This is a genomic window from Methanofervidicoccus sp. A16 (genome assembly GCF_003351865.1).
Lineage (GTDB): Archaea > AGJL01 > Methanococci > Methanococcales > Methanococcaceae > Methanofervidicoccus.
Genome location: NZ_CP022242.1, coordinates 716,892 through 738,889, shown reverse-complemented (window position 1 = coordinate 738,889; position 21,998 = coordinate 716,892). Strand labels below are relative to the sequence as shown.

Genomic DNA, 21,998 nt, shown 5'->3' with positions numbered 1-21,998 from the left:
GGGATCTACCTTTATTTATAGGACATTCTAATAAATGACTAACTACCATATTCATTTCTCTATAAAACATTCTTCATCTTTTTTATTTTTAATAATTTATTTTTATTAATTTAATTAAAATTATAATAAAAAAGAAGAAAAAATTAATTTAAATACTCTTCTCCATAATCTACTCTGTATATCTTAAATCCTGGCTGTATCCCTGGATGCGTAGGATCCCATGTAGCCTTAACCAGTCTAATATGTTTCAACCCAGCACCGTCTAAGAAGTGAAGTTTTGTATATATACTATCCTCTAAGTTCCTCGTTGATATCCATGCGTATGCCAGGTATGTTTGGTTATCTAAAGGTTCCAATCTAACAATTAAACTGTAAGTACCCTTCTCATTAAATACCTTCTCGTATAACTTATCTCCATATTTTACAACAACCTTGTGGAATCCTGTTATATTTTCACCTACTATAGCATTTCTATTCACATCGTAGGCTATATCATAACTGTAGAGTGTATTGTTCTTTATTACAATGAGATTTAAAATCATGTAGTTTTCCCTGTTTTGAATAGGTACTTTAACTATTAAGGAGTTGTTAATAAAAGATCCATCTCCTCCAGGTAGTCGCATATAAAACCCTTTCTCTCTTTTATAGTTAGGAGTTTCTGGAGGTAGATCGAAATTCCAGAAGCCAAACATACTCCAGACAGAGGCTATATCAGTCATTCTGTTGTAGGTGATGAGATAATCTGGATTAGGTTGTTCTGGATGGGTGTAATTTAGGAGTATTTCAGCATCTTCATCACTTAGGTGGTACTTCTCAGTAAGTATTTTATACGCCTCACTTCTACTTAGAGGAAGTATCTCGTTGAGTATTTTAACTGTCATAGACACGCTGTTATTGGTGTAGTTCATCAAGATACCTCCTCTTTCAAAGGCCTTATCTCCACTTGTAGCAAGCATCCTAATTATACCTACTGATAGGTTTTCATTAGATGTAGCAAAGGCTCTACCTACCCAGTAGGCCCTTGGGGAGTTTTGGGATCCTCCATCGAAGGTTACCATCTTTCTAGTAGCCCAGGTGTATATATGACCGTTATCCCACCAACAGGTGATCACAGTGTTATTTGGCGTTTCCTCTTTTATCCAGTCTAAACCTTCCTTCCACCCGTTGTTAAATGTTGGTGCAGTATAGAAGGGGACAGCACTGGCCAAAGGAGGTAAGACTAGGGACAGTGCCAGTAGTAAAGTAGCAACCTTTTTCATTCTGTTGTTGTAGGAAACCACTATATCTATAATCTTATATATACTAAGTATTACTAGAACGAGGAGAAGTCCATAGGCGGCAATAGGAACGTAAGTTGTAGGTAGTATGATCTTCGGTATCTTTGGAAGTGTCTTATATAGGGCAATGAGGAAGAGTATCCCAACTGTTGGGTATATTATCCACTTTGTTAATTCGTCATCTCTCCTCTTTATAACATTCACCAACTGCCCAATTAATATACCTACACCTATACATAGTGGAGGTACCATTAAACCGATAAACCTTATTCCTTTTGTAGCAGCGTAGAATGTTGCAATAAGCCATAGTGTAAGGAGGAGGGCGTATTTGAGATCTATTTTAATACCTTCCTTTTCATACCTCATCGAGATAAAGGAGGTCAATATCCCTAAAACACCTAATACAAATAGCAGAGGATCTCCCAATGCCCCATCTATAATTTCTTTAAGTGTTGGTGTCTGAAGTTCAGATACTGTAGTAAATACGTTAGGCCAACCTGTAGCTTTAGTAGTCTCCTTTATTTTAATAAATTCAAATGGTGAGAGAACTCCATTTATGAAAACATTTACACCATAGAGTAGAGATATTAAGAGGGCCCCTCCAAGGATGAAGATACCTACTATAGGTAGAAGTCTCTTTACATCATCCACTACCAGAGGAAGAGGTATTTTATCTTTGTATCTACTTACGAGGAGAGTGTATATTGTATAGAGTATTAGAAACACTGCTACTACGTTATATCCGTACCACCAACCAGTCCACATCCTTGGTGCCAGTGCCATTGTAAGTGTTGCCAAGATAGTGTATATAAGGGATAACTTAAAGTTCCTCTGGTTGTGAAGTGCCTCCATAATAAACCATACTATGAAGAGTATAGGCAGTATTTCAAATATAGGGGTATCTGCAAAACCTGCAGAGGTCTTATAAAGTAGTGCAGGTGTAGAGACTATGAGCAGTGCCCCTACGATTCCACCGATATTACTCCTGGTAACCCTTCTAACTATGAAGAATATAGGTATTCCCAAGAGGATACTTAGAAGAGGTGGTACCCAGAAGGCTGCATTCATTAGGGTTACTGTCGGATCTAAGGAGTGCCATATCTCATACACTGCAATCGTTGCATAGGTTATTGCTGGTACAGGTCTAGTTATGGGGTGACCAGGGGGAGCATATTGACAGGTGTCGTAAGGTACCCACTTTCCATCTATATATTTCAAGGTCTCTCCAAGGTGACCGTGGTTGTAGTAGTTTTCAGTGAGTCTCAGGTAGTAGTAGGGATCCAATGCAACAAGGTACATCCTCCCATTTTCATCGGCGAACATCTTCTTTAATGCTTCATTGTCAGTGAATCCCATATCTGCAGGCTGGGCCCTCAGTTGGAAACTCATTAATCCTATAAGTAGCAGAATAAGGATTAACTTTAGATGTTCATATTTTTTAAAAAATTTATGGATCTTTTCTAATACCTCTTTCATATTGTACCTCCATTGAATTTTGGGATATTTTTATAGTTTAGTAGGGGGATATGGTATAAATATCTTTAATATATAATAGGCTAGGGCGATAATAATATTTTTAAATATCTATTTCTTGAAGTAGTGATTATAAACAGATTTTTAAATTAATAATTAAAAATAAAAAAGAATAAATAGTTTAAAAAAGTTTAAAAAAATAAGATCTATTTATTTGTCTTCTGATTTAACACTGAATACTGGAAATGAGCGAGATTTCTATCAATTCTTTTTTTATTAGAAATTTTTATTATTAATTAATGTCTAATAACAGATTATACTCCTTAGGCACATATAAACACTGGTAAAGAAAAAATGGACTTTCCTAGCAGTTAATGGATTTAAACATAAAATGAGAAAAAAATATTTTTTATACTTAATTTTTAACTGTATCACTGTAAAATCCTTTTATACTTGGTAAAATATAGTATAATAAGTTAATAAAAACCCTTTAATTATTCACTCTTATTTAGATACTTTCGAATCCCTAAGAAACGAGGTTAAAATCTCTGTGATAGCATTTATTAGTGTGGATAAAGTGTAATATATAGGGATATATTATGTTAGAAGCTATTTTCAATCCAAGATCTGTTGCAGTAATTGGTGCCTCCAACACTAAGGGAAAGGTAGGTTATTCAATAATGAAGAATTTAAAAGTTTTCGTAGAGTACAATCCCAATAACAGAGTGTATCCTGTAAATCCAAAGTACAGTGAAGTATTAGGTTTCAAATGCTATAAATCAGTATTGGATGTTCCAGAGGAGAGTATAGATCTGGCAGTTATAGTTGTACCTGCAGAGTACGTGCCTAAGGTGTTGGAGGAGTGTGGGGAGAAAGGTGTAAAGGGGGCAGTTGTTATCTCAGCAGGTTTTTCAGAGGTAGGTAATTACCATCTGGAGGAGGAGATAAGAAAGATAGGTAAAAAGTATAATATAAGGATAATCGGTCCCAACTGCCTCGGTATAATTAACATGTACAACAGGTTAAATGCATCCTTCAGTAAGGGGTATTTTGCAGAGGGCAACATTACATTTATATCCCAGAGTGGGGCGCTGATAACTGCTGTGTTAGATATCGCTCCTCTCTTAAATCTAGGGTTTTCCAAGATAGTAAGTTTAGGAAATAAGGTAGATGTACGGGAGAGTGATATATTAGAGTACCTTATACAGGACAACACCACCAAGGTAGTTGTGCTCTATATAGAGAGTATTAAGGATAAAAGATTTATAGACAGTGCAAGGAGGTTGGCAAAGGTTAAACCGATAATAGCACTTAAAGGAGGTAGATCTGAAGAGGGAGCCAGGGCTATCTCCTCCCATACTGGAAGTTTGGCGGGGGATATAGAGATATACAATGCAGTATTTAAAAAGGGGAAGGTTCTTACGGTGGAAACCTTCGAGGAGTTGGTAGATCTGATGCACCTATTCTCTACACAGCCTCTTATGAGGGGGAATAGATTGGGAATTATTACTAATGCAGGGGGCTTTGGTGTAATGGCTGCAGACAGTTGTAGGAGGTATGGTTTAACACTTCCTGATTTTGAACCCTCCACAGTGGAGAAGTTGAGAAGACATCTTCCACCTACATCCTCTGTATCTAACCCACAGGATCTCATAGGGGACGCAGATACTGATAGGTACAGACATGCCTTAGAAACTCTTATAGAGGATAAAAATATAGACGGCATACTTGTAATACTTACACCTCAGGAGATGACGAAACCCTTAGAGGTTGCAGAGGTTGTGGTAGATATAAAGAGAGAGATAGAGAGGAGGGGGTTGTCCAAGGCGATAGTAGCCTCCTTCGTTGGAGGTGTATCCATAAAGGGCTCAAAGAGTTATTTAAGGAAAAATGGAGTCCCTGCCTATATATCACCGGAGAATGGTGTAGAGGTACTCTCCCGTTCCTATAAGTACAGTGTTATGAAGGTACAGGAGGATGACTGTGAGTACTTGGAGGATATAAGATCCCAACTGATGAAGGTTAAGGAGGAGAATTTAGATACTATAAGGGAACTCCTAAGTAATCCTAACGAGTACAACTCAAAGAGATTCTTAAAACTCCATGGTATAAAGGTACCTAGAGGGTATTTAGCAAAAACTCCAGAGGAGGCTAAGTATTACGGTAGTATTTTGGGAGACGTTGTGATGAAGATATGCTCGAAGTATATACCTCATAAATCTGATATCAACTGTGTTGTGGTAAAACCAGAGGATGTTAGAGAGACTTTCCACAGGATTATGGAAAGAGGAGAGGATTATCTAAGGGAGAGAGGAATTAAAGGTAAAATAGACGGAGTGCTTATAGAGGAGTACATCGAGGGGATGGAACTTATCCTAGGGGGAAAGAGAGATAGGGTGTTCGGTCCAGTGATCATGGTGGGGTTGGGAGGGGTGTTTGTGGAGGTGATGAAGGACGTCTCCTTTGCAATCCATCCCATTACAAGGGAGTACGCCTTGGATACTCTAAAGGAGTTAAAATCCTACAAGGTGTTAGAGGGGATAAGGGGACGTCCAAGGAGGGATATAGATTTTGTAGTAGATACCATGGTAAAACTCGGTTTAATTATGGAGTTGTATCCAGAGATATGGGAGATAGATATAAATCCACTCTTTGTAAAGGAGGAGGGTAAAGGGGGATATGTAGGGGATGCACTGATAATCACTGAAGATGAGGGATAGATTGGAACTGAGATGGGAGGCAGGAAATATAATAGATAAGAGAGTTCATGAGATAGGAGTTATCGCCTTAGGTTCATTCTTAGAGAATCACGGCTCTGTACTTCCCATAGATACAGATGCAAAGATAGCATCCTATATAGCACTGAAAGTTTCTATAATAACAGGTGCAAAATTCTTAGGGGTAGTATTGCCCTCAACGGAGTACCCTTATGTAAAACATGGGGTACACAATAAACCTGAGGAGGTAGTAGATTACTTAAGGTTTATACTCTCCTGGAGTAGGAGGTTAGGTATTAAAAAGATATTGATAGTAAATTGCCATGGAGGTAATGTTCTTATCTCCAGGTACTTAGGTGATTTAGAGAGGGAGTTTAACATGAGGATAGTAATGAAGAATATAACGTTTATCCATGCAGGAACTGAAGAGGTATCTGTTGGAAGTGTTATTGGTATTGGAAGGGAGGATAAAATAGAGGATCATCATCCTAGTAAGTATCCTGAGATAGGTATGGTGGGGTTGAAGGAGGCTAGGGAGAGTAATAAGTTGATAGACAGGGATGCGAAGGTTGTTGAGAAGTACGGGGTTAAAATAGATAGAAAACTTGGAGAGGAGATACTTAAGAGATCTATAGAGGAATGTATAGGGTGTATTAGGGAGTTGATCAATTAGATACTTTTGATAATAGTTTAAAAAATAACAATTAATAATTACAAAAATAATAAATAAAAAAAAAGAAATGTTTAAAAAATAGAAAACTCCTATCATCATCAGATACAGCATTTTAAAAAGAAGAGTGAAGGAGAATTATCTTCTGAATATCTTTTAAATATAGTGAATACCAGAATATGATTCCTTATCTTACCTAAGGGTTCGGAAGGATCTTAAGATATTCAATAGTTTTTATATAGATTTTATACTGATTATTTTCATTATGATTTTTATTATTATAACAATTATCATTTTCATCGTTCTTTTAATCACTACTGATGGAAACTAAGGTTTTTTCCAGTCTTTTTTATTATTTTTATTATTTTTGATGGAAACTGGGTTAAAATAAAGTAAAGTAAAAAAATAACAAAAATTATAAATAAATTCTCAGTGTTTTTGTAGATATAAATCTGCCTCCTTTAAGGGTTTTTCCAGTTCTCAGGGTACTCCAAGGAGATAATAACAATAATTAAACACCCTCTCCTTAGATGATCCTTGACAGTAGAGGGAGAGGAGAGAATTTTCGCTAACTACCTACCACTTTTTAACAGTTTCTTATCGTTTTTTTTTAATTATTTTTATTATTTTAATTATTATCTTATTGGAAATCAAGATTATTATAAGTTTAAATAATGTTATGTGATTGAGTATAAAAATTATAAAAATAAATAAGGTTATTGAATCATTTAAATAGAGGGTTAAGATAATCTAATCATTAAAAAAGAGGCTGGCTTCTTACCATATTTGCTACCACTCTAAAAAGTTACGTGATACCTATGAAGATCTACAACACACTAACAAAGAAAAAGGAGGAATTTATACCCCTTGAAAAACCTATAGTTAAGATGTACATCTGTGGTCCCACAGTCTACGACGAAGCCCATCTAGGACATGGTAGGACTTACGTAGCCTTTGATCTCATAAGGAGATACTTGGAACATAGAAATTACATTGTAAGGCTTGTTATGAACTTTACAGATATCGATGACAAGATCATAGATCGTAGTAAGAGGGAAGGAGTACCTATAGAGGGTCTCACCAACAAATATATAAGATCCTTCCTTAAGGATATGGAAAAATTAAAGGTTAAAGGTGCAGATATCTATCCAAGGGTTTCAGAGCATATAGATGATATAATTGAATTTATAGATATATTGATAAAAAAGGGATACGCCTATGTATCTAAAGGTGGAGTGTACTTCCATGTTAAGAAGTTTAAGGATTATGGAAAGTTAAGTAATGTAAAGTTAGATGAAGAGAAGATACATAGAGTTGAAGATCCCAATAAAAGAGATCCTGCAGATTTTGCACTGTGGAAGTTTGCAAAACCTGGGGAACCATCTTGGGACAGCCCCTGGGGAAAGGGAAGACCTGCATGGCATATAGAGTGCTCAGCCATGGCTATTAAGTACCTTGGGGAGTGTTTTGATATCCATGGAGGAGGTAGTGATCTTATATTCCCACACCATGAAAACGAGATAGCCCAAAGTGAGGCCTATACAGGTAAAAGTCCCTGGGTTAAGTACTGGATACATACAGGTTTTGTAACTGTAGATGATGAGAAAATGAGTAAAAGTTTAGGGAACTTTGTAACCCTTAAAGAGATTCTAAGAAGGTACGATCCTGAGGTTGTAAGGTTTTTCCTACTTCAGAGACATTACAGATCTCCACTAGAGTACAGTGAGGAAGGGTTAAAGGATACCATGAATACCTTGGAGAGACTTTACAACACATTGGAGAACATCGACGCCGTTCTTAGAGATTCTGAGATAAAGTATAAACTTGAGAGGGAGGATAGAGAGACCCTCAATACATTAACTGATCTCTGGATGAAGTTCTACAGTGCCATGGATGACGACTTCAACACTCCAGAGGCTCTTAAATATGTCTTTGAAGTTTCCAGTTGCATTAACAGGTATATGACAGCATCTAACAGACCTAATAGAAGCACGCTACTCCTTGCAAGGGACTTCTTTAAGATAGTTGGTGAGATATTTGGCATATTCGACAAGTACTATGGGAGTTCTCAGAGTGAAGATGAAGAGTTTAAACACCTAGTTGATATATTGATAGATATACGTAATAAATTGAGAAAGGAGAAAAATTTCCCACTAGCCGATGAGATCAGGGATAAGTTAAAAAAGATAGGTATCCAATTGGAGGATACACCAAAAGGCACTCTTTGGAAGAGGGTGGTGTAATTTTTGGGAGTTTTTTAACCCTTTTAATCTCTCATTAAAGTAAATATTACAATAAAAATTATGATATAAAAAATATTTAGGAAAAATAAGAAAAATATATTAAAGACAGATCCCATCCTTTTCCTTACAAGGCTCTAAAAATTGTAGGAGGAGAGAAGAAATTCTGTTTATACCATCTCTTTAAAAAAGAAGATAGGAATGATATTTATAATAATTAATATTTTATTTTTTAACTTTTGAAAAATGAGTATAAAATCTAAATTAATGAGAAAATTACAATATATATTATGTTTTTATCCTATCACTAAAAATGGTGAGAGGTTGATAACACCTTGGGAAGTTTCAGAGGAGATTGACTATAAAGAGACTATGGAGAAGTTTGGGATAAAACCCTTCAAAGACATATTAAATAAACTGGAGAATCCTCACTATCTAATGAGAAGGGGAGTGATATTTGGCCATCGAGACTTTGAGAAAATAGTGGAGTGTATGAGAGAGGGTAAGAGGTTTGCAGTAGTTAGTGGGATGATGCCCTCTGGGAGAATGCACTTTGGACACAAGATGGTGGTGGATCAACTTATATATTATCAGAGTCATAATGCCGAGATATATATACCAATAGCAGATCTAGAGGCTTACTGGGCTCGAGAGATGGATTTTGAGAGGACTAAGAAGTTGGCAGTTGAGGAGTATATAACTAACTATATAGCCCTAGGTCTCAACTTGGAGAATGCCCACGTCTATCTCCAATCTAAGAATAATGTAGTTAAAGATTTATCTCTAAGGTTGGCAAAGAGGGTGAACCTCAGTGAGATGAAGGCTATCTACGGTTTCACTGGAGAGACAAATATAGGACATCTCTTTGCTCCAATAGTTCAGGTTGCAGATATACTCCATCCTCAACTGGAGGAGAGAATGCCAGTTTTGGTACCTGTAGGGATAGATCAGGATCCTCATATAAGATTAACTAGAGATATCGCTGGGAGATGTAAGGAGTACAACTTTATATCTCCATCCTCCACATACCACAGGTTTATGACAGGATTAACTGGAGGTAAGATGAGTTCTTCCAAGGAAGAAACTGCCATATTTCTAAGTGATAAACCCTCTAAGGAACTTAGGAAGAAGGTAATGTCCTGTAAAACTGGAGGTAGGGAAACCTTGGAGGAGCATAAGAAATACGGAGGTATTCCTGAAAGATGTATTGTGTATGAACTCTATCTATACCACCTAGTAGAGGATGATAGAGAACTTATGGAAATATACGAGAATTGTAAATCTGGAGAACTAACCTGTGGTAAGTGTAAAAAAATGTGCTATGAGAAGTTGGTAGAGTTTTTAGAGGATCTAAATGAGAAGAGGGAGGTTGCAAGGGAGCAGGCCTGGGATATTTTGAAGTAGTTATCTCCTTCTAATCTCCTCTAAGACCATCTCAACAGCCTTTTCGACAGATTCTTCTACCTCCTTGGATAGTCCTATCTTTATATCTGGACATGTTATTTCCTTCCCTTGGCAACCTATTATTACTACCTCTATGCCTCTCTTATGGGCATCTATGAGGTAGGGTGCTAAAGGTACATCGTGGGCGTCAAAACTGTACTTCCCTATCCTTGGGAGGTCCTCAACTCCCAACTTTATTAGAGTCCCTGGAGGCAGGTCAAAATCTATAGTATCGACAACTATTAACTTCTTAACTGAGGATTCCTCATCTAACAGGGACATTATATAGTAAGCACTCCCTGTCCCTGCATCTATAACTTCCACGTTATCTGGAAGATCTATTTTTTCCAACCTCTTTATTACCTCGTATCCAAATCCATCATCTCCAAAAAGGACATTTCCACATCCTATAACAAGTATCTCCTTTCTTAGATAATCTGGTAGCAAGGTTTTCACCTGGGAGTGGGATATTATTATAAAAATTAATATCTATTTTCATTGATTGTTGTAGAGATCTATTTAGGAGTAAATTCTGTAAACTTTATTCTTTTAATGCTCTCTAACTATATCACTCTCCCCTGGAGGAAGGACTCTAAGAATATCCTCGTCATCCACATCGTAATCTTTAAATATCTCCTTAAGTTCCTTTATAAGTTCCCCCTTTTTCCTTTTAGCAGGTTTTAACATTACATACTTCTCAAAACTTTTCACAGTCTCAGGAGGCGCTGTAGTTAACTTCTTCTCCCCATCGTACTCCAAGATACCTATACCTAATCCTAAGGGCACACTCCTTATGAAGTTTCTCTTCCCCCTCACTACAAAGGCTCCCTTCTTCAGATACTCTCCACTCTCTGCAGTCTTTGAGATCTGCTCAGGTCTTACCCAATAGACGTCTGTATTACCTAACCCCAACTTCCAGGCTTTGGAATGGGAAACTGCAAAACGTGCAGTCTCCATCAATAACTTTTCCCTTTTCTCCTCCTCTAACTCCTCTATATCCCTGTCCATCTTGATCACTGTAAATGGTGCACCTTCCATTAGTGTGTGGAATACTATATCCTTACTGTCGGTGTATCTCTTTATAAGTAGCTCGTTTGTGGTTGCATCCTTCCCAGCGAGTATTAAGTGGCCCTCTATAACTGTCCATTTGAACTTCTCGTACCACTTCCTCTTTTTCCTCTTCTTCTTTACAAGGGTTTTTTTCTCTACCTCCTTCATCAACTCCTGTTCTATCTCCTCCTCCCTTTTCAGTCTCTCAAGTTTCTCCTTACTCATCTCTATAGCCTTCTTAACACCCTCCATTTTACTTCTGAATTTCTTAGATCTACTGTAGTACTCCTCTGCATTCTCAAAGGCGTTCTTTCTTATATCCAATGTAATATCCCTCTCTACAACCCCCTCTCCGTAGTCTGCAGATAGTCTCAGTACAATTTCTCCACTCTTCTCTCTTATAGAGAGGATCCTACTAAGAAGGGGGTTGTCTCTGTTCTCTTTAATTATCCTCTTTATCTCCTCCCAATCCATCCTCTCCCTCGCCTGCCTAAGAACCTTGAGGATCTCATCTACTATGTTGTAGTTGGCATATATTAGATCCCCCTTTATCTGGTTCTCTTGGGCTATTTTTTCATACTTCTTAAGGGTTTCTATCTGACTCTCAAGAATCCTCTCCTGCTTTTTTATCATCCTCTGTAGTTTACTCTCAACCTCTTCCACGATCTTCTTTGAAATATTCCGTGAGAAGTAATCATCCACTGCATTAATGAATCTCTCATAGTACCTCTTCTCGTAATCTCTATACTTTATAAGTTCCACTGGAGATACATCGAAATAGTCCCCATCCTTTAAAACTATGTGAGGTTTCCTATCTTGAAACATCCTGTTGAAGAACTCCTTACATCCATTGTACAGTTTCTCTATCTCCTCCTCAGAGGGATTCACAGTTTTTTTATCTACACCTGCAATATGGCATATCTCCTCTGCATATATCCCCGCTATACCGAAGATCCTTGAAATAACCCTTACACATTCACTTTTCTTATTCTTATCTTCACTGAATTTACTCTTAAAAATCTCAAATGAGTGCTCTAAGTTAAATGGAGTTAGATCCCTCTGAGGTGGATACCTGTAGATTTCTTTTGGGATGATCTCCCTACTGCTCCATCTCTCTATCTTTAACGGTAGTATTATCCTATCCTCGCTATCTAAGAGTATAACATTCCCCTCACCGAAGAGTTCCACTATGAGTTTAAAGATCTTCTCCTTCCATTGAAATGTTATCTTAACTATCCTGTCGAAGTTGTGTTGTTCCACATTGATTATCCTGGTATTTTTCAGATACTTCCTAAGTAGCATTGCGAAGGATGGAGGATTTTTAGGCTTCTCCCTGTTGTACTCTGTTAAGGTGATATATTTATAAGTACCTACACCTATAACTACCTCCTTTGCACCTTCATCTGGGACATGCACCTTCAGTATCAACTCCTTTCCTCCCTGGGAATCTATGAGAAATGCCTTATCCAATAGACCCTTTAGTATCTCTCCTTGAAGTTCCTGTACTATGGCGTATATATCTACGTTGGTCAGATCTTTTTTCATAGTATCACCTATAAAAAGTAAGAATTAAAAATTATCTTACTGTAATTTAAAAATCCTAAATAAAAATAATAATTATTAAAAAATTTTATTATTAAAAAATAAAAATTCAGAAAATTATAGAAATTAAACTCCAACAGTTATTATAATTCGATATTAGTAGAGAATTCTTTTTATTTTAATATATTTTAATCATGAAAATTACTTCTCTAGGCACTTCTGAGCACTGGAGAATAAAGTAAATCTTCTCTAATACTACTAATTATAATAAACTACCTCTATAAAAAGTTAGAAGGTGGTGATAAATATTACCACTACAAAAAAGGACAAGGAGAGTATACAATTTAGGGTAAAAAAAGGAAATTGGTTTGTCGTTAAAAAGATGGAGATCGATGAAAATACTGAAAATATAGATATTGCAAGGATATTGATATCCATAGAGGAGACGTTAGATAGGAAAATAGTGGAGTACCTGCCCTTCGATATAAAGAAACTTGAAGAGATTGCAGATGAGATATATAAAAAGAAGGGTAGAGTAAAGGATGAAGACATTGTAGAGGTTATCAAAAAGTTAAAATCTCCCAGGATAACTAGGAAGTTAAAAGAGATAACAGATTCCAAAGAGGGTGTAGAAATACTTAAAATTATCCTTAACAGGATGGTGTTGGAGAGGCTAGGTATTAAGACTAGGATAGACACCAAACTTATAGATAAATACATAGAGAAAGATGTTTTAAATAAGGGATAACTATGCTATTCTTTAAGGCAAAACTGCTGGATATAGATTTGGGAAATAACGGGGTAATAGCAAATGAGAGGGATTTGATAGGGACAGAGTACTATCCTCAAGATAGAGTGTTGGTGGAGAGTTCAAAGGGATCCTTCATCGGAGTACTATACACCACAAAGAGGATGGTTAAGGAGGGAGAGTTAGGGATCAGTAGAGGTGCCATAGAGGGTATAGAGGAGGGGGAGGAGGTAAGATTAAGACATGCTCCTAGACCTAAGTCTCTAAAGTATATAAAAAAGAAGATGGAGGGGCAGGTGCTAAAACCTCAGGAGATACATACCATAGTAGATGAGATAGTCCAGGGAAAACTATCAAATATAGAGTTAACAAGTTTTATAGTCTCTACATATATCCACGGTATGGAGATGGGAGAGATCGTAGAGATGACTAAGAGGATGGGAGAAACTGGTGATAAACTTCACTGGGATAAACACCCTGTGGTAGATGTTCACAGTATTGGAGGGGTACCTGGAAACAAGTATGCCCTAATTACTGTACCAATTGTGGCCTCTGCAGGCATAATTATTCCTAAAACATCCTCCAGGGCTATAACCTCTGCTGCTGGGACGGCAGATGTAATGGAGGTACTTACAAGGGTAGATTTAAATGCTGAGGAGATGAAGAGGGTAGTTGAAACTACCAACGGATGTCTAGTTTGGGGAGGAAGTGTAAATTTAGCCCCTGCAGATGATATAATAATAAACATTGAGAGGCCCCTCTCTATAGATCCTCAACCTCAACTACTCTCAAGTGTTATGGCAAAGAAGATCGCAGCAGGTATCAACTATACTGTAATTGATATACCTGTTGGACTTGGGACTAAGATAAAAAATGAGAGAGAGGGCTATGCCCTTGCAAGGAAGTTTATAGAACTTGGTGAGAGAGTTGGCATAGATGTAGAGTGTGCCATCACTTATGGAGGGCAACCAATAGGGAGGGCTGTAGGTCCTGCCCTTGAGGCTAAAGAGGCACTTAAGGCTCTCGAGGATCCCAAATCTGCTCCAAAGAGTTTAATCGAGAAATCCCTATCTCTCGCTGGGATTCTCTTAGAGTTCGGAGGTGTAGCACAGATAGGATCTGGGGTAAAGGTGGCTAAGGATATTCTCTACTCTGGAAAGGCTCTGGAGAAATTTAGAGAGATCGTGATTGAACAGGGAGGAGGTATCACCAACTCCGAGGATGTGGAATTAGGGCAATACTTCGAGGACATCCCTTCTCCAAAGGATGGGTATGTGATATCCCTATCCAACAAGGGAATAACAAATATAGCGAAGGAGGCTGGTGCTCCCAAAGATAAAAAGGCTGGAGTATTACTCTACGTGAAAAGGGGCTGTAAGGTAAACAAGGGGGATATACTATACAGAATATACTCCAGTTCAGAGGATAGGCTAAGATCTGCAGTTGAACTTGCCAGAAGGACGTATCCAGTAAGAGTTGAAGGTATGGTTATTAGAAGGATTAGTAAATTCTAAAGGTGATAAGTTGTACCTAACAAAGGAGGAGGAAAGGATATACAACGGAGAACATGGGGAGATCCTAGAAGTGGCTATGAACCTCTTAGTATCCCTTGGAGATATATACGGGGCAGAGAGACTTGTAGAGATATCCTCAGCCCAGGTCTCTGGAGTATCCTATAAAACTATAGGAGAGGAAGGTTTAAACTTCTTAAGGGATGTCTCCAAAGGTGATGTTAAGGTATCTGTACCTACAACCTTAAACCCTGCAGGTATGGATCTATCTAGATATAGGGAACTTAATTTTCCTAAGGATTTTGTAGAGAAGCAACTGGAGATAATAGAGTGTTTCAAAAAGATAGGTGTTGAGATAGGATGTACCTGTACACCTTATCTATCTGGCAACGTTCCTACCTATGGAGATCACATAGCCTGGGCAGAATCCTCTGCTGTATCCTATGCAAACTCTGTTATTGGTGCCAGGACGAACAGGGAGGGAGGGCCCTCTGCTCTGGCATCTGCACTAATTGGAAAGACACCTCTCTATGGATACCATCTAGATGAGAACAGGGTACCAAGTTATACTGTTGAGGTGGAGGTAGAGTTAAAGGATGTATCTGATTATGGAGTTTTAGGATCATTAGTTGGAAAAATTGTAAAGAATGAGGTTCCATACTTTATATTTAAAAATGGTATCTCTGGGAATAAGTACAGTAGGCTAAAGGCACTTGGTGCCTCCTTAGCTGCCAGTGGTGGTGTAGCACTCTATCATGTTGAAGGAATAACACCAGAGTGTAGGATGGGTAAAATAAAGATTGATGATACTGAGAGAATAACTGTAAGTAAAGAGGATATAGAGGAGGAGTTTCATAGATTAAATACCACAGAGGAGAAACCTGATCTCATATGTATAGGGTGTCCACACTGTAGTTTAGAGGAGATAAAGGAGATTGTAGATTTTATAGTGAAAAATAATATTAAGAGATTTAAGTGCGACCTCTGGGTATGTACATCTATACATATCAAGGCTATTGCAGATAGGATGGGCTATACAGAGATTATTGAGAGGGTGGGAGGTAAGGTTGTATGCGATACCTGTATGGTTGTTGCACCAATTGAAGAGATGGGCTATAAAAATGTTGCCACAAATTCAGGAAAGGGGGCAGTGTATCTGCCTAATTTCTGTAATAGTAATGTAATATACGGGAGTACTTGGGAGGTGTTAAAGAAAGGAGTATAACAATTCTATAAACTATTTTTATGTTTAATATCTATCCAAGTGCTGAGAAGTTCCAAAATATTAAGATATAATAATTTTAAAATTATTATTAAATTATTATAATCAAAATAAAATTTAAAAATTTATACAGTTGAAAGAATAAAATCTTACTATTGTTCTCTACCTTACACTGGACTAAGGAGGAGTAGATGTTTGTTAGATCTACTTTTTAAGACTTCTCCTTAGGGTACCATCTGTTTATTATTTTCTCCTATAATCGGTTGCCTATTACTTTCCCTTAAGGGAAATTTTCATTTTCTAAAAATAGAAAGTTGAAAAGTTAAAACCTTTTGAGATATATTTCACAACTACTATCGTGGTACCTAAAACCTTGAAGGTTCCAAAATTAATTTAAAATACAAAATTATAAATATATTAAAAAATGAAACATATGTACAGTTGGATAATTAAAACAGTATATAATAACTAAATAATAATAGGAGAAGGGTTGAAGAGGGGGAAATATGATATGTGTCCCAATAGTGGAGGATAATATAAAAGACGCCATCATTAGTGCAGAGAGGGCCTTAGAAGTAGCAGATATGGTGGAATTTGTAGTAGATTACTTCAGGGAGATCAGAGAAGAAGATATTATAGAAATGACTAAATACCCCTCTATTATTACAATAAGGGCTCATTGGGAAGGGGGAAGATACAGGGGTAGTTATGATAGAAGGATAAAACTATACAAGGTAGCTATTGAAAACAATGCAAAATATATAGATATAGAGTTAAAAGAAAAAAGAAACAGAGAACTTGTTGATTTTAGGGATGATATAGGCTCAAAGACTAAGATTATTATATCCTACCACAACTTTAAAGAGACCCCTTCATACGATACACTCTTAGATATAGTAAATAGAGAACTCCAGATAGGAGACATTGGTAAATTTGCCACCATGGTTAATACTAAAAGAGATATTTTAAATATTTTAAAGATTATACAGGAGTTTGAAGGAAAAGTAATAGGTATAGGGATGGGAGAAAAGGGTAAATTAACAAGGATACTGGGAACCTACTTTGGGAGTATATTAACTTTTGCCTCTATGGATGGTAAATGTTCAGCACCTGGACAGATAGATGTAGAGAGATTAAAGGAAATATATAAAACATTGAATTTAGTACCTATGAATGACGATAAATGTTCTACACCTATGGAGATAGATATAAAAGAGTTAAAAAAACCCTCATCTTCTAAAGTCCTAAGAACTTAGGTATAAAGTAAAAGGTACCTATGGCACTTCCAAGACTGGAGAGGGCTGCCACCATCAATACCCTCATAAGGTTGTTATTCATCAACTCCTTTAACTTATCGCACCTAAGTAGTTGTTGAATATCCTCCTGGGTTATACCTCTACACTTCAACTCCACCAATCCTACGATATAACCTGCTCCAATAACAGGTATGAGGGAGGTTATAGGTGCCACAAGGAATGCAGAGATAACAGAGGGCAATTTGCCCCTTGCAAGGACAACTCCCAGAGCAGAGAGGGTGCCGTTTATCAGTATCCAGTCTATGGTGAATTTTTTCAAAACCTCTGGATTGGAGGATATTGAGTATATCCCATAAAGTATAATCCCAATTAAAACCATTGAAAATACTATTTTTAAATAATTCCTTCCCCTTTTTACCTCCATCAGTTCATTTAGATCGATCTCTATCTCTCCCCTCTCAAGTTTTTTCAGATAATCTATTATCCCCTTAACATGACCTGCTCCAACTACAACAACTATCTTCTCCCTTCCAATACTGGTATCAAAGATGTTCTTTGCCATGTATCTATCTCTCTCATCTACAAATACCTTATAGAGGGAAGGAGATAGGTCCTTCAATATTTCAACTAACTCCTCGGCGTTATCTACAATCTCCTTTATAGATCTCTTATCCAACTTACTAATACTGTCATCATCTTCAAACAACTGGCAGAGTAACTTCAACTTCTCCTTAAGGGACATACTGCTTAATGCACGTTTAAGTGTAATATCAATAGGTCTGTCTATTAGATAGAGAGGTTTTTTATATAATTTAGCCAACTCTATAGCCTTCTTCATCTCACTACCAGGTTTAATGTTAAATTTTTCTCCTATCTCCCTCTGAAAACTTGCGAGAATAGTATGAAGTAAGAATAATCCAATATCTCCACTTTTTAGTATCTCCCATATGTTTATATCCTTTGGATCCTTACCATTTTCTCCATTTATAAGGGCGAAGAATCTATCACTGTCCAACTCAACTGCTATTAAATCAGGATCTATCTCCTTTATAGTTTCCTCTACCTCTTTTATACTGTCCTCTGAAACATGGGCAGTACCTAAGATGTAAATATCACAGTTATTATGTCCGTTGTTTATCGTAATATGGTGCATTATTTCACCAGAGTGTAAATTATCCTATTTATTTAAGGTTTATAATAATAATTTAAATATTTATAATTATAGTCAAATTTAATTTAAAATTTGTAAAATAATGGGATTGGATTAAAAAAATAATAAAAAATTAAATTCTATTTTTCTATTTCCGCTCTGGTCTTTTGATATCAACCATTCTTTTTTATTTTTTAATTATTATTATATTTTTATTTGTGTGATTATTATTATAGATAGATTTATTTAAGACTATTTTAATATCCTTACTTCTTATAAGTTTACACTGTGATATCATGTTAGAACCTATCCACTACGACATAGGTAGAATATGTAAGGAGAGTTATAGAAAAGATGGTGAATACACTCCAAAGATAATAGACAGGGATATTTTAATGGATATCAAACCTCCTCTGTTAAAGGTACCTTTTGACACTCCAAGGGAGGTGGCAGAGGTTCTACTGAATATAAACAGGGATAAACTCCATGGTACCGTTGAATTAGGGGACTGCGCCCTCAAATACTTTATAGTTAATGTAGGGAAACATCTGGACTTGCTAGACAGTATATTTAATGATAACTCTGATTTAGTGATAATAGGAGATGGTAGAAGACTTATAAAGAGAAAAGAATTAGTACCGTTGCTACAGAAGATAAGAACATCCATATCTCCAAACAGTGCTATATACTTCCCTACAGCACTACCTTGGGAGATTCCTCTACTGGTATATCTAGGTGTAGATTACTTCGATTACTCCTCTGCCTACTACTACGGATCCCTTGGCTACTACTTTACAAAGAATAGAATGATATCAACAGATGGAGATAAAGAGGAGATAATAAACCACAATATAGAGATTATCTCCCAGGTACTGATGGAGGTAAGGTACTGTATAAGGGAGGGAACTCTTAGGAACCTGGTTGAGGAGACTACAGTATCAGATCCCTATCTACGGGCAAATTACAAAAGATATGAGCCAGACTTGAGGAATATCCCATTATCAAAGGGGAAGAAGATAATCGTCACAATAGATGAGACTGAGATACCTGAGGTAAAAAAATACATAGAGAGGGCGAGAAACTACCAGTTATTTACAGACGCTATAGTTCTACTACCTTGCTCCTCTAAGAAACCTTATTCACGATCTAAGTCCCACAGTTATTTCATAAATGCAATAAGATCTGCAGGTCTTCCAGTTGAAGAGGTTATTATCACATCTCCCTACGGTGTAGTCCCCAGGGCTCTCGAGGGCGTAGTAAATTACGATATCCCAGTTACAGGTAGGTGGTCCCTGGAGGAGATAGAGTTTATCAACAGGGAGTTAGACAATCTCTTAAAAAGGGGAAAGGAGAAGTTCCAACATCTGAAGATAGTGGCACACCTACCTGATCACTACTTGGAGATATTGAGGGATACCTGCGAGAGATACGGAGATCTTATAGTAACATCTAAAGGTGATCCAACATCCTCAGAATCCCTGAAAACTTTAAAAGATACACTTAGAGAGTTGAAGGAGGAATGTGGAATAAAGGAGAAAGAGTTAAAAAAGTTAAAAAAAATGCAAACCCTCCACAACTACAAGGAGCTCTCAAAGTTTCAGTTTAGGAAGAACTTCATCCCTGACAATGTGATAGTTAAGGGAAATATTAAGAAGTTCTTTATAAAAAGGGATAATAAATTAGTCCAGATATGTTCCATAAATCCTGAGACTGGTCTCTACGTTTTAACTTACGAGGGAGGGAGATTACTTGGGAAGGTGAATTGGGTAGAGGTTAATTTTAAGGTTAAAAAGGGAGCCCTATTTCCACCAGGATTCGAGGACTGTGATGAGAATATCTCTGTAAGGGATGAGGTGGTAATTATCTACGAGGAGGAGGTAGTTGGAGTTGGGAGATCTATTTTAAATGGTTCTGAGATGAAGAGGGCTGAAAGGGGGAGGTTGGTGAATATTAGGCACGTAAGTGGTGGTTAAATATATTAAAATCCTTATAGATATTACAACAAATAAAAGGACATTAACAATTCTTAAAGGAGAATCTCTCTGTCTTCCAATATTCAGAAAAATAGATATTAAAAATTCCATGGAGGAGGATCAACATCGAGGATATAAAAAAGAGTGTGGAGTTAATTATATTAAAAGATAAGGATTACGAAAAAATCGATGAATTAAAGGAGTACTTTAAAAGATACATAGATCTCAATAACGAGATAGATATCTTAGAGGAAACCCTGGAAAACTTAGATACTAACTCAGAGGTACGTATCTCCATAGAGGAGGGAAAATTTTTAAGTAGGGAACTAAAGAGGTACTTAGATTTAGTGAAGGAACTTGAAGATCAACTGGAGAGGTTGAATAACAGTGAATATATTACAATAACAAACTACTATAACTTAAAGAGATGTATAGAGGAATTAAAAAATATATATATAAATATAAACAGTTCCTTAAAATGGAATATCTATTACAAGATAGAAGAATTAAAAAAGGAGTTAAAAGAAGTTGAAAAAAAGTTAAAAGAGATGGTTTTAGATTACGAGTTAAAAAGATCTAACAAAGAAGGGAGTAAGAAGTGATCATTATGAATAATATATCCTATAAGAGAATAGTAGCCATGGTAGATGAGGGTTTAGGGATCATTGAACTCGTAGAGGAACATCCATGTCCCAACGGATCCCAGTGGGTAATATACCAGTATAAAAGGACATCTCCCCTTGTAATATCTGCATGGAGGGAAGGTAATAAACACCACTTTATATTAAAGATAGGGAGATGTAGGTTAAACCTATTGCCCTCAATTTCTGCAGCAGGTATTGAAGAGGTCTCTATAAAGGAAGATAATGTTCATATCCACTATGCAGGATTGGCTGGGGGCGGGGTAGGAATAGAGTTGAGGAAGGGGGCTGAGAATGTTATCGACACTGTAATACTGGAAAGGGGAGGAGGTTCAAAACTTTGTAGAGGTATTGTTATTACTCCGAAGATGGAGAAGTTGATGGTAGGTATAGACGATACAGATACAAAGGAGGAGGGGGCAACCTGGGTACTGGCACATGAGATAGGGAGGTATGTTGAAAGTAAGGGGTTCGGATACTACATGGATCATACCATAGTGCAACTGTACCCTGGGAATCCCCATAAAACCCAGAACTGTGTCTCAGTTGCACTAACCTTTGCAGTATATCCTCAGTATAAGTATAAAGTTAAAGAAGTTATTAGGGATTTCCTTAAAGAGAGGAGTCTATCTGATAAAACTGCTATGGCTCTATACTACGGTATAACTCCATCTAAGAGTATGAAGATATTCACAAATAAGGCAAAGGAGGGGATGGTATCCATAGAGGAGGCTATAGGTGTAGCGGAGAAGAACAACATAGAGATAGTTAAGATATTTGACAGGGAGGAGGGAATAATTGGTGCTGTCGCTGCTTTAGGCCTCGCTGAACACCATGATATCGCTGCAAAGTTACCAGAGGATATGGAGTAAAAATAATAATGATGATAATAAAAATTATAGAAATATAAAAACATAAATTAAAAAATGAAATACTTACTTTGTTTCTCCAGTGTAAATATAGTCTAGAAATAGTATTTTAACTTTTTTACCTCTATTTGTTTATAATATCCTGTCCATTCTAAATATTTCTAATCTTTCAATGTTCAGAAGTTTTTTTTATTTTTGTTTACTATTATTTTTTTT

The 21,998-nt window shown here is 36.7% G+C and carries 15 protein-coding genes; 11 read left to right on the top strand and 4 right to left on the bottom strand.

All coding sequences use genetic code 11. The annotated features are described in order from the left end of the window. Nucleotides 1-143: 143 nt before the first annotated feature. Nucleotides 144-2,753: an STT3 domain-containing protein gene (locus CFE53_RS03505; RefSeq protein WP_148120501.1), complete on the bottom strand. Its 2,610-nt coding sequence runs from the start codon at nt 2,751-2,753 to the stop codon at nt 144-146. Nucleotides 2,754-3,349: 596 nt separating this feature from the next. On the opposite strand from CFE53_RS03505, the gene acs reads away from it, so the two are divergent. From acs to CFE53_RS03485, 4 genes are all read left to right on the top strand, one after another. Continuing rightward, entirely contained in the window at nt 3,350-5,470 is a 2,121-nt protein-coding gene (gene acs / locus CFE53_RS03500) for an acetate--CoA ligase alpha subunit (protein WP_172456354.1), read from the top strand. A 1-nt stretch (nt 5,471) separates the two neighbouring features. Continuing rightward, a complete protein-coding gene (arfB, locus tag CFE53_RS03495; RefSeq protein ID WP_172456353.1) occupies nt 5,472-6,140 on the top strand; it encodes a 2-amino-5-formylamino-6-ribosylaminopyrimidin-4(3H)-one 5'-monophosphate deformylase in 669 nt (222 codons plus the stop codon). A gap of 809 nt (nt 6,141-6,949) precedes the next feature. Then, nucleotides 6,950-8,380: a cysteine--tRNA ligase gene (cysS, locus tag CFE53_RS03490; RefSeq protein WP_148121147.1), complete on the top strand. Its 1,431-nt coding sequence runs from the start codon at nt 6,950-6,952 to the stop codon at nt 8,378-8,380. A gap of 321 nt (nt 8,381-8,701) precedes the next feature. After that, nucleotides 8,702-9,781, top strand: coding sequence for a tryptophan--tRNA ligase (locus CFE53_RS03485; protein ID WP_148120498.1), 1,080 nt, complete (start codon nt 8,702-8,704; stop codon nt 9,779-9,781). On the opposite strand, the gene frhD is transcribed toward CFE53_RS03485, so the two are convergent. Then, on the bottom strand, nt 9,782-10,267 hold the full coding sequence (frhD, locus tag CFE53_RS03480) for a coenzyme F420-reducing hydrogenase, FrhD protein (protein WP_148120497.1): 486 nt from the start codon (nt 10,265-10,267) through the stop codon (nt 9,782-9,784). Nucleotides 10,268-10,369: 102 nt separating this feature from the next. After that, on the bottom strand, nt 10,370-12,415 hold the full coding sequence (rqcH, locus tag CFE53_RS03475; RefSeq protein ID WP_148120496.1) for a ribosome rescue protein RqcH: 2,046 nt from the start codon (nt 12,413-12,415) through the stop codon (nt 10,370-10,372). A gap of 295 nt (nt 12,416-12,710) precedes the next feature. Here rqcH and CFE53_RS03470 point away from each other — a divergent pair, with 295 nt between their 5' ends. The 4 genes from CFE53_RS03470 (at nt 12,711) to aroD (ending at nt 17,149) form a co-directional block, all read left to right on the top strand. Then, nucleotides 12,711-13,160, top strand: a complete 450-nt coding sequence (locus tag CFE53_RS03470; protein ID WP_371678280.1) for a DUF2666 domain-containing protein — start codon at nt 12,711-12,713, stop codon at nt 13,158-13,160. Between the two features lie 2 nt (nt 13,161-13,162). Beyond that, a complete protein-coding gene (locus CFE53_RS03465; protein ID WP_148120495.1) occupies nt 13,163-14,674 on the top strand; it encodes an AMP phosphorylase in 1,512 nt (503 codons plus the stop codon). Between the two features lie 10 nt (nt 14,675-14,684). Further along, complete coding sequence (locus tag CFE53_RS03460; protein ID WP_148120494.1) at nt 14,685-15,896, top strand: aconitase X catalytic domain-containing protein; 1,212 nt, start codon at nt 14,685-14,687, stop codon at nt 15,894-15,896. Between the two features lie 503 nt (nt 15,897-16,399). Continuing rightward, entirely contained in the window at nt 16,400-17,149 is a 750-nt protein-coding gene (gene aroD / locus CFE53_RS03455; protein WP_148120493.1) for a type I 3-dehydroquinate dehydratase, read from the top strand. On the opposite strand, the gene CFE53_RS03450 is transcribed toward aroD, so the two are convergent. Beyond that, on the bottom strand, nt 17,130-18,302 hold the full coding sequence (locus CFE53_RS03450; protein ID WP_148120492.1) for a TraB/GumN family protein: 1,173 nt from the start codon (nt 18,300-18,302) through the stop codon (nt 17,130-17,132). The two genes, aroD and CFE53_RS03450, sit on opposite strands and share 20 nt — an antisense overlap. Nucleotides 18,303-18,595: 293 nt before the next feature. Here CFE53_RS03450 and CFE53_RS03445 point away from each other — a divergent pair, with 293 nt between their 5' ends. The 3 genes from CFE53_RS03445 (at nt 18,596) to mmp11 (ending at nt 21,785) form a co-directional block, all read left to right on the top strand. Continuing rightward, a complete protein-coding gene (locus CFE53_RS03445) occupies nt 18,596-20,272 on the top strand; it encodes a DUF5591 domain-containing protein (RefSeq protein WP_148120491.1) in 1,677 nt (558 codons plus the stop codon). A 146-nt stretch (nt 20,273-20,418) separates the two neighbouring features. After that, complete coding sequence (locus tag CFE53_RS03435; RefSeq protein ID WP_148120489.1) at nt 20,419-20,874, top strand: hypothetical protein; 456 nt, start codon at nt 20,419-20,421, stop codon at nt 20,872-20,874. A gap of 5 nt (nt 20,875-20,879) precedes the next feature. After that, nucleotides 20,880-21,785, top strand: coding sequence for a methanogenesis marker protein 11 (mmp11, locus tag CFE53_RS03430; protein WP_148120488.1), 906 nt, complete (start codon nt 20,880-20,882; stop codon nt 21,783-21,785). Nucleotides 21,786-21,998: the final 213 nt, after the last annotated feature.

Excerpts from the sequence above, each read along its gene's own strand:
- aroD (WP_148120493.1), top strand. The coding sequence starts at position 16,400 with ATGATATGTGTCCCAATAGTGGAGGATAATATAAAAGACGCCATCATT.
- rqcH (WP_148120496.1), bottom strand. The coding sequence starts at position 12,415 with ATGAAAAAAGATCTGACCAACGTAGATATATACGCCATAGTACAGGAA.
- mmp11 (WP_148120488.1), top strand. The coding sequence starts at position 20,880 with ATGAATAATATATCCTATAAGAGAATAGTAGCCATGGTAGATGAGGGT.
- CFE53_RS03505 (WP_148120501.1), bottom strand. The coding sequence starts at position 2,753 with ATGAAAGAGGTATTAGAAAAGATCCATAAATTTTTTAAAAAATATGAA.
- acs (WP_172456354.1), top strand. The coding sequence starts at position 3,350 with ATGTTAGAAGCTATTTTCAATCCAAGATCTGTTGCAGTAATTGGTGCC.
- CFE53_RS03445 (WP_148120491.1), top strand. The coding sequence starts at position 18,596 with ATGTTAGAACCTATCCACTACGACATAGGTAGAATATGTAAGGAGAGT.
- CFE53_RS03465 (WP_148120495.1), top strand. The coding sequence starts at position 13,163 with ATGCTATTCTTTAAGGCAAAACTGCTGGATATAGATTTGGGAAATAAC.
- CFE53_RS03450 (WP_148120492.1), bottom strand. The coding sequence starts at position 18,302 with ATGCACCATATTACGATAAACAACGGACATAATAACTGTGATATTTAC.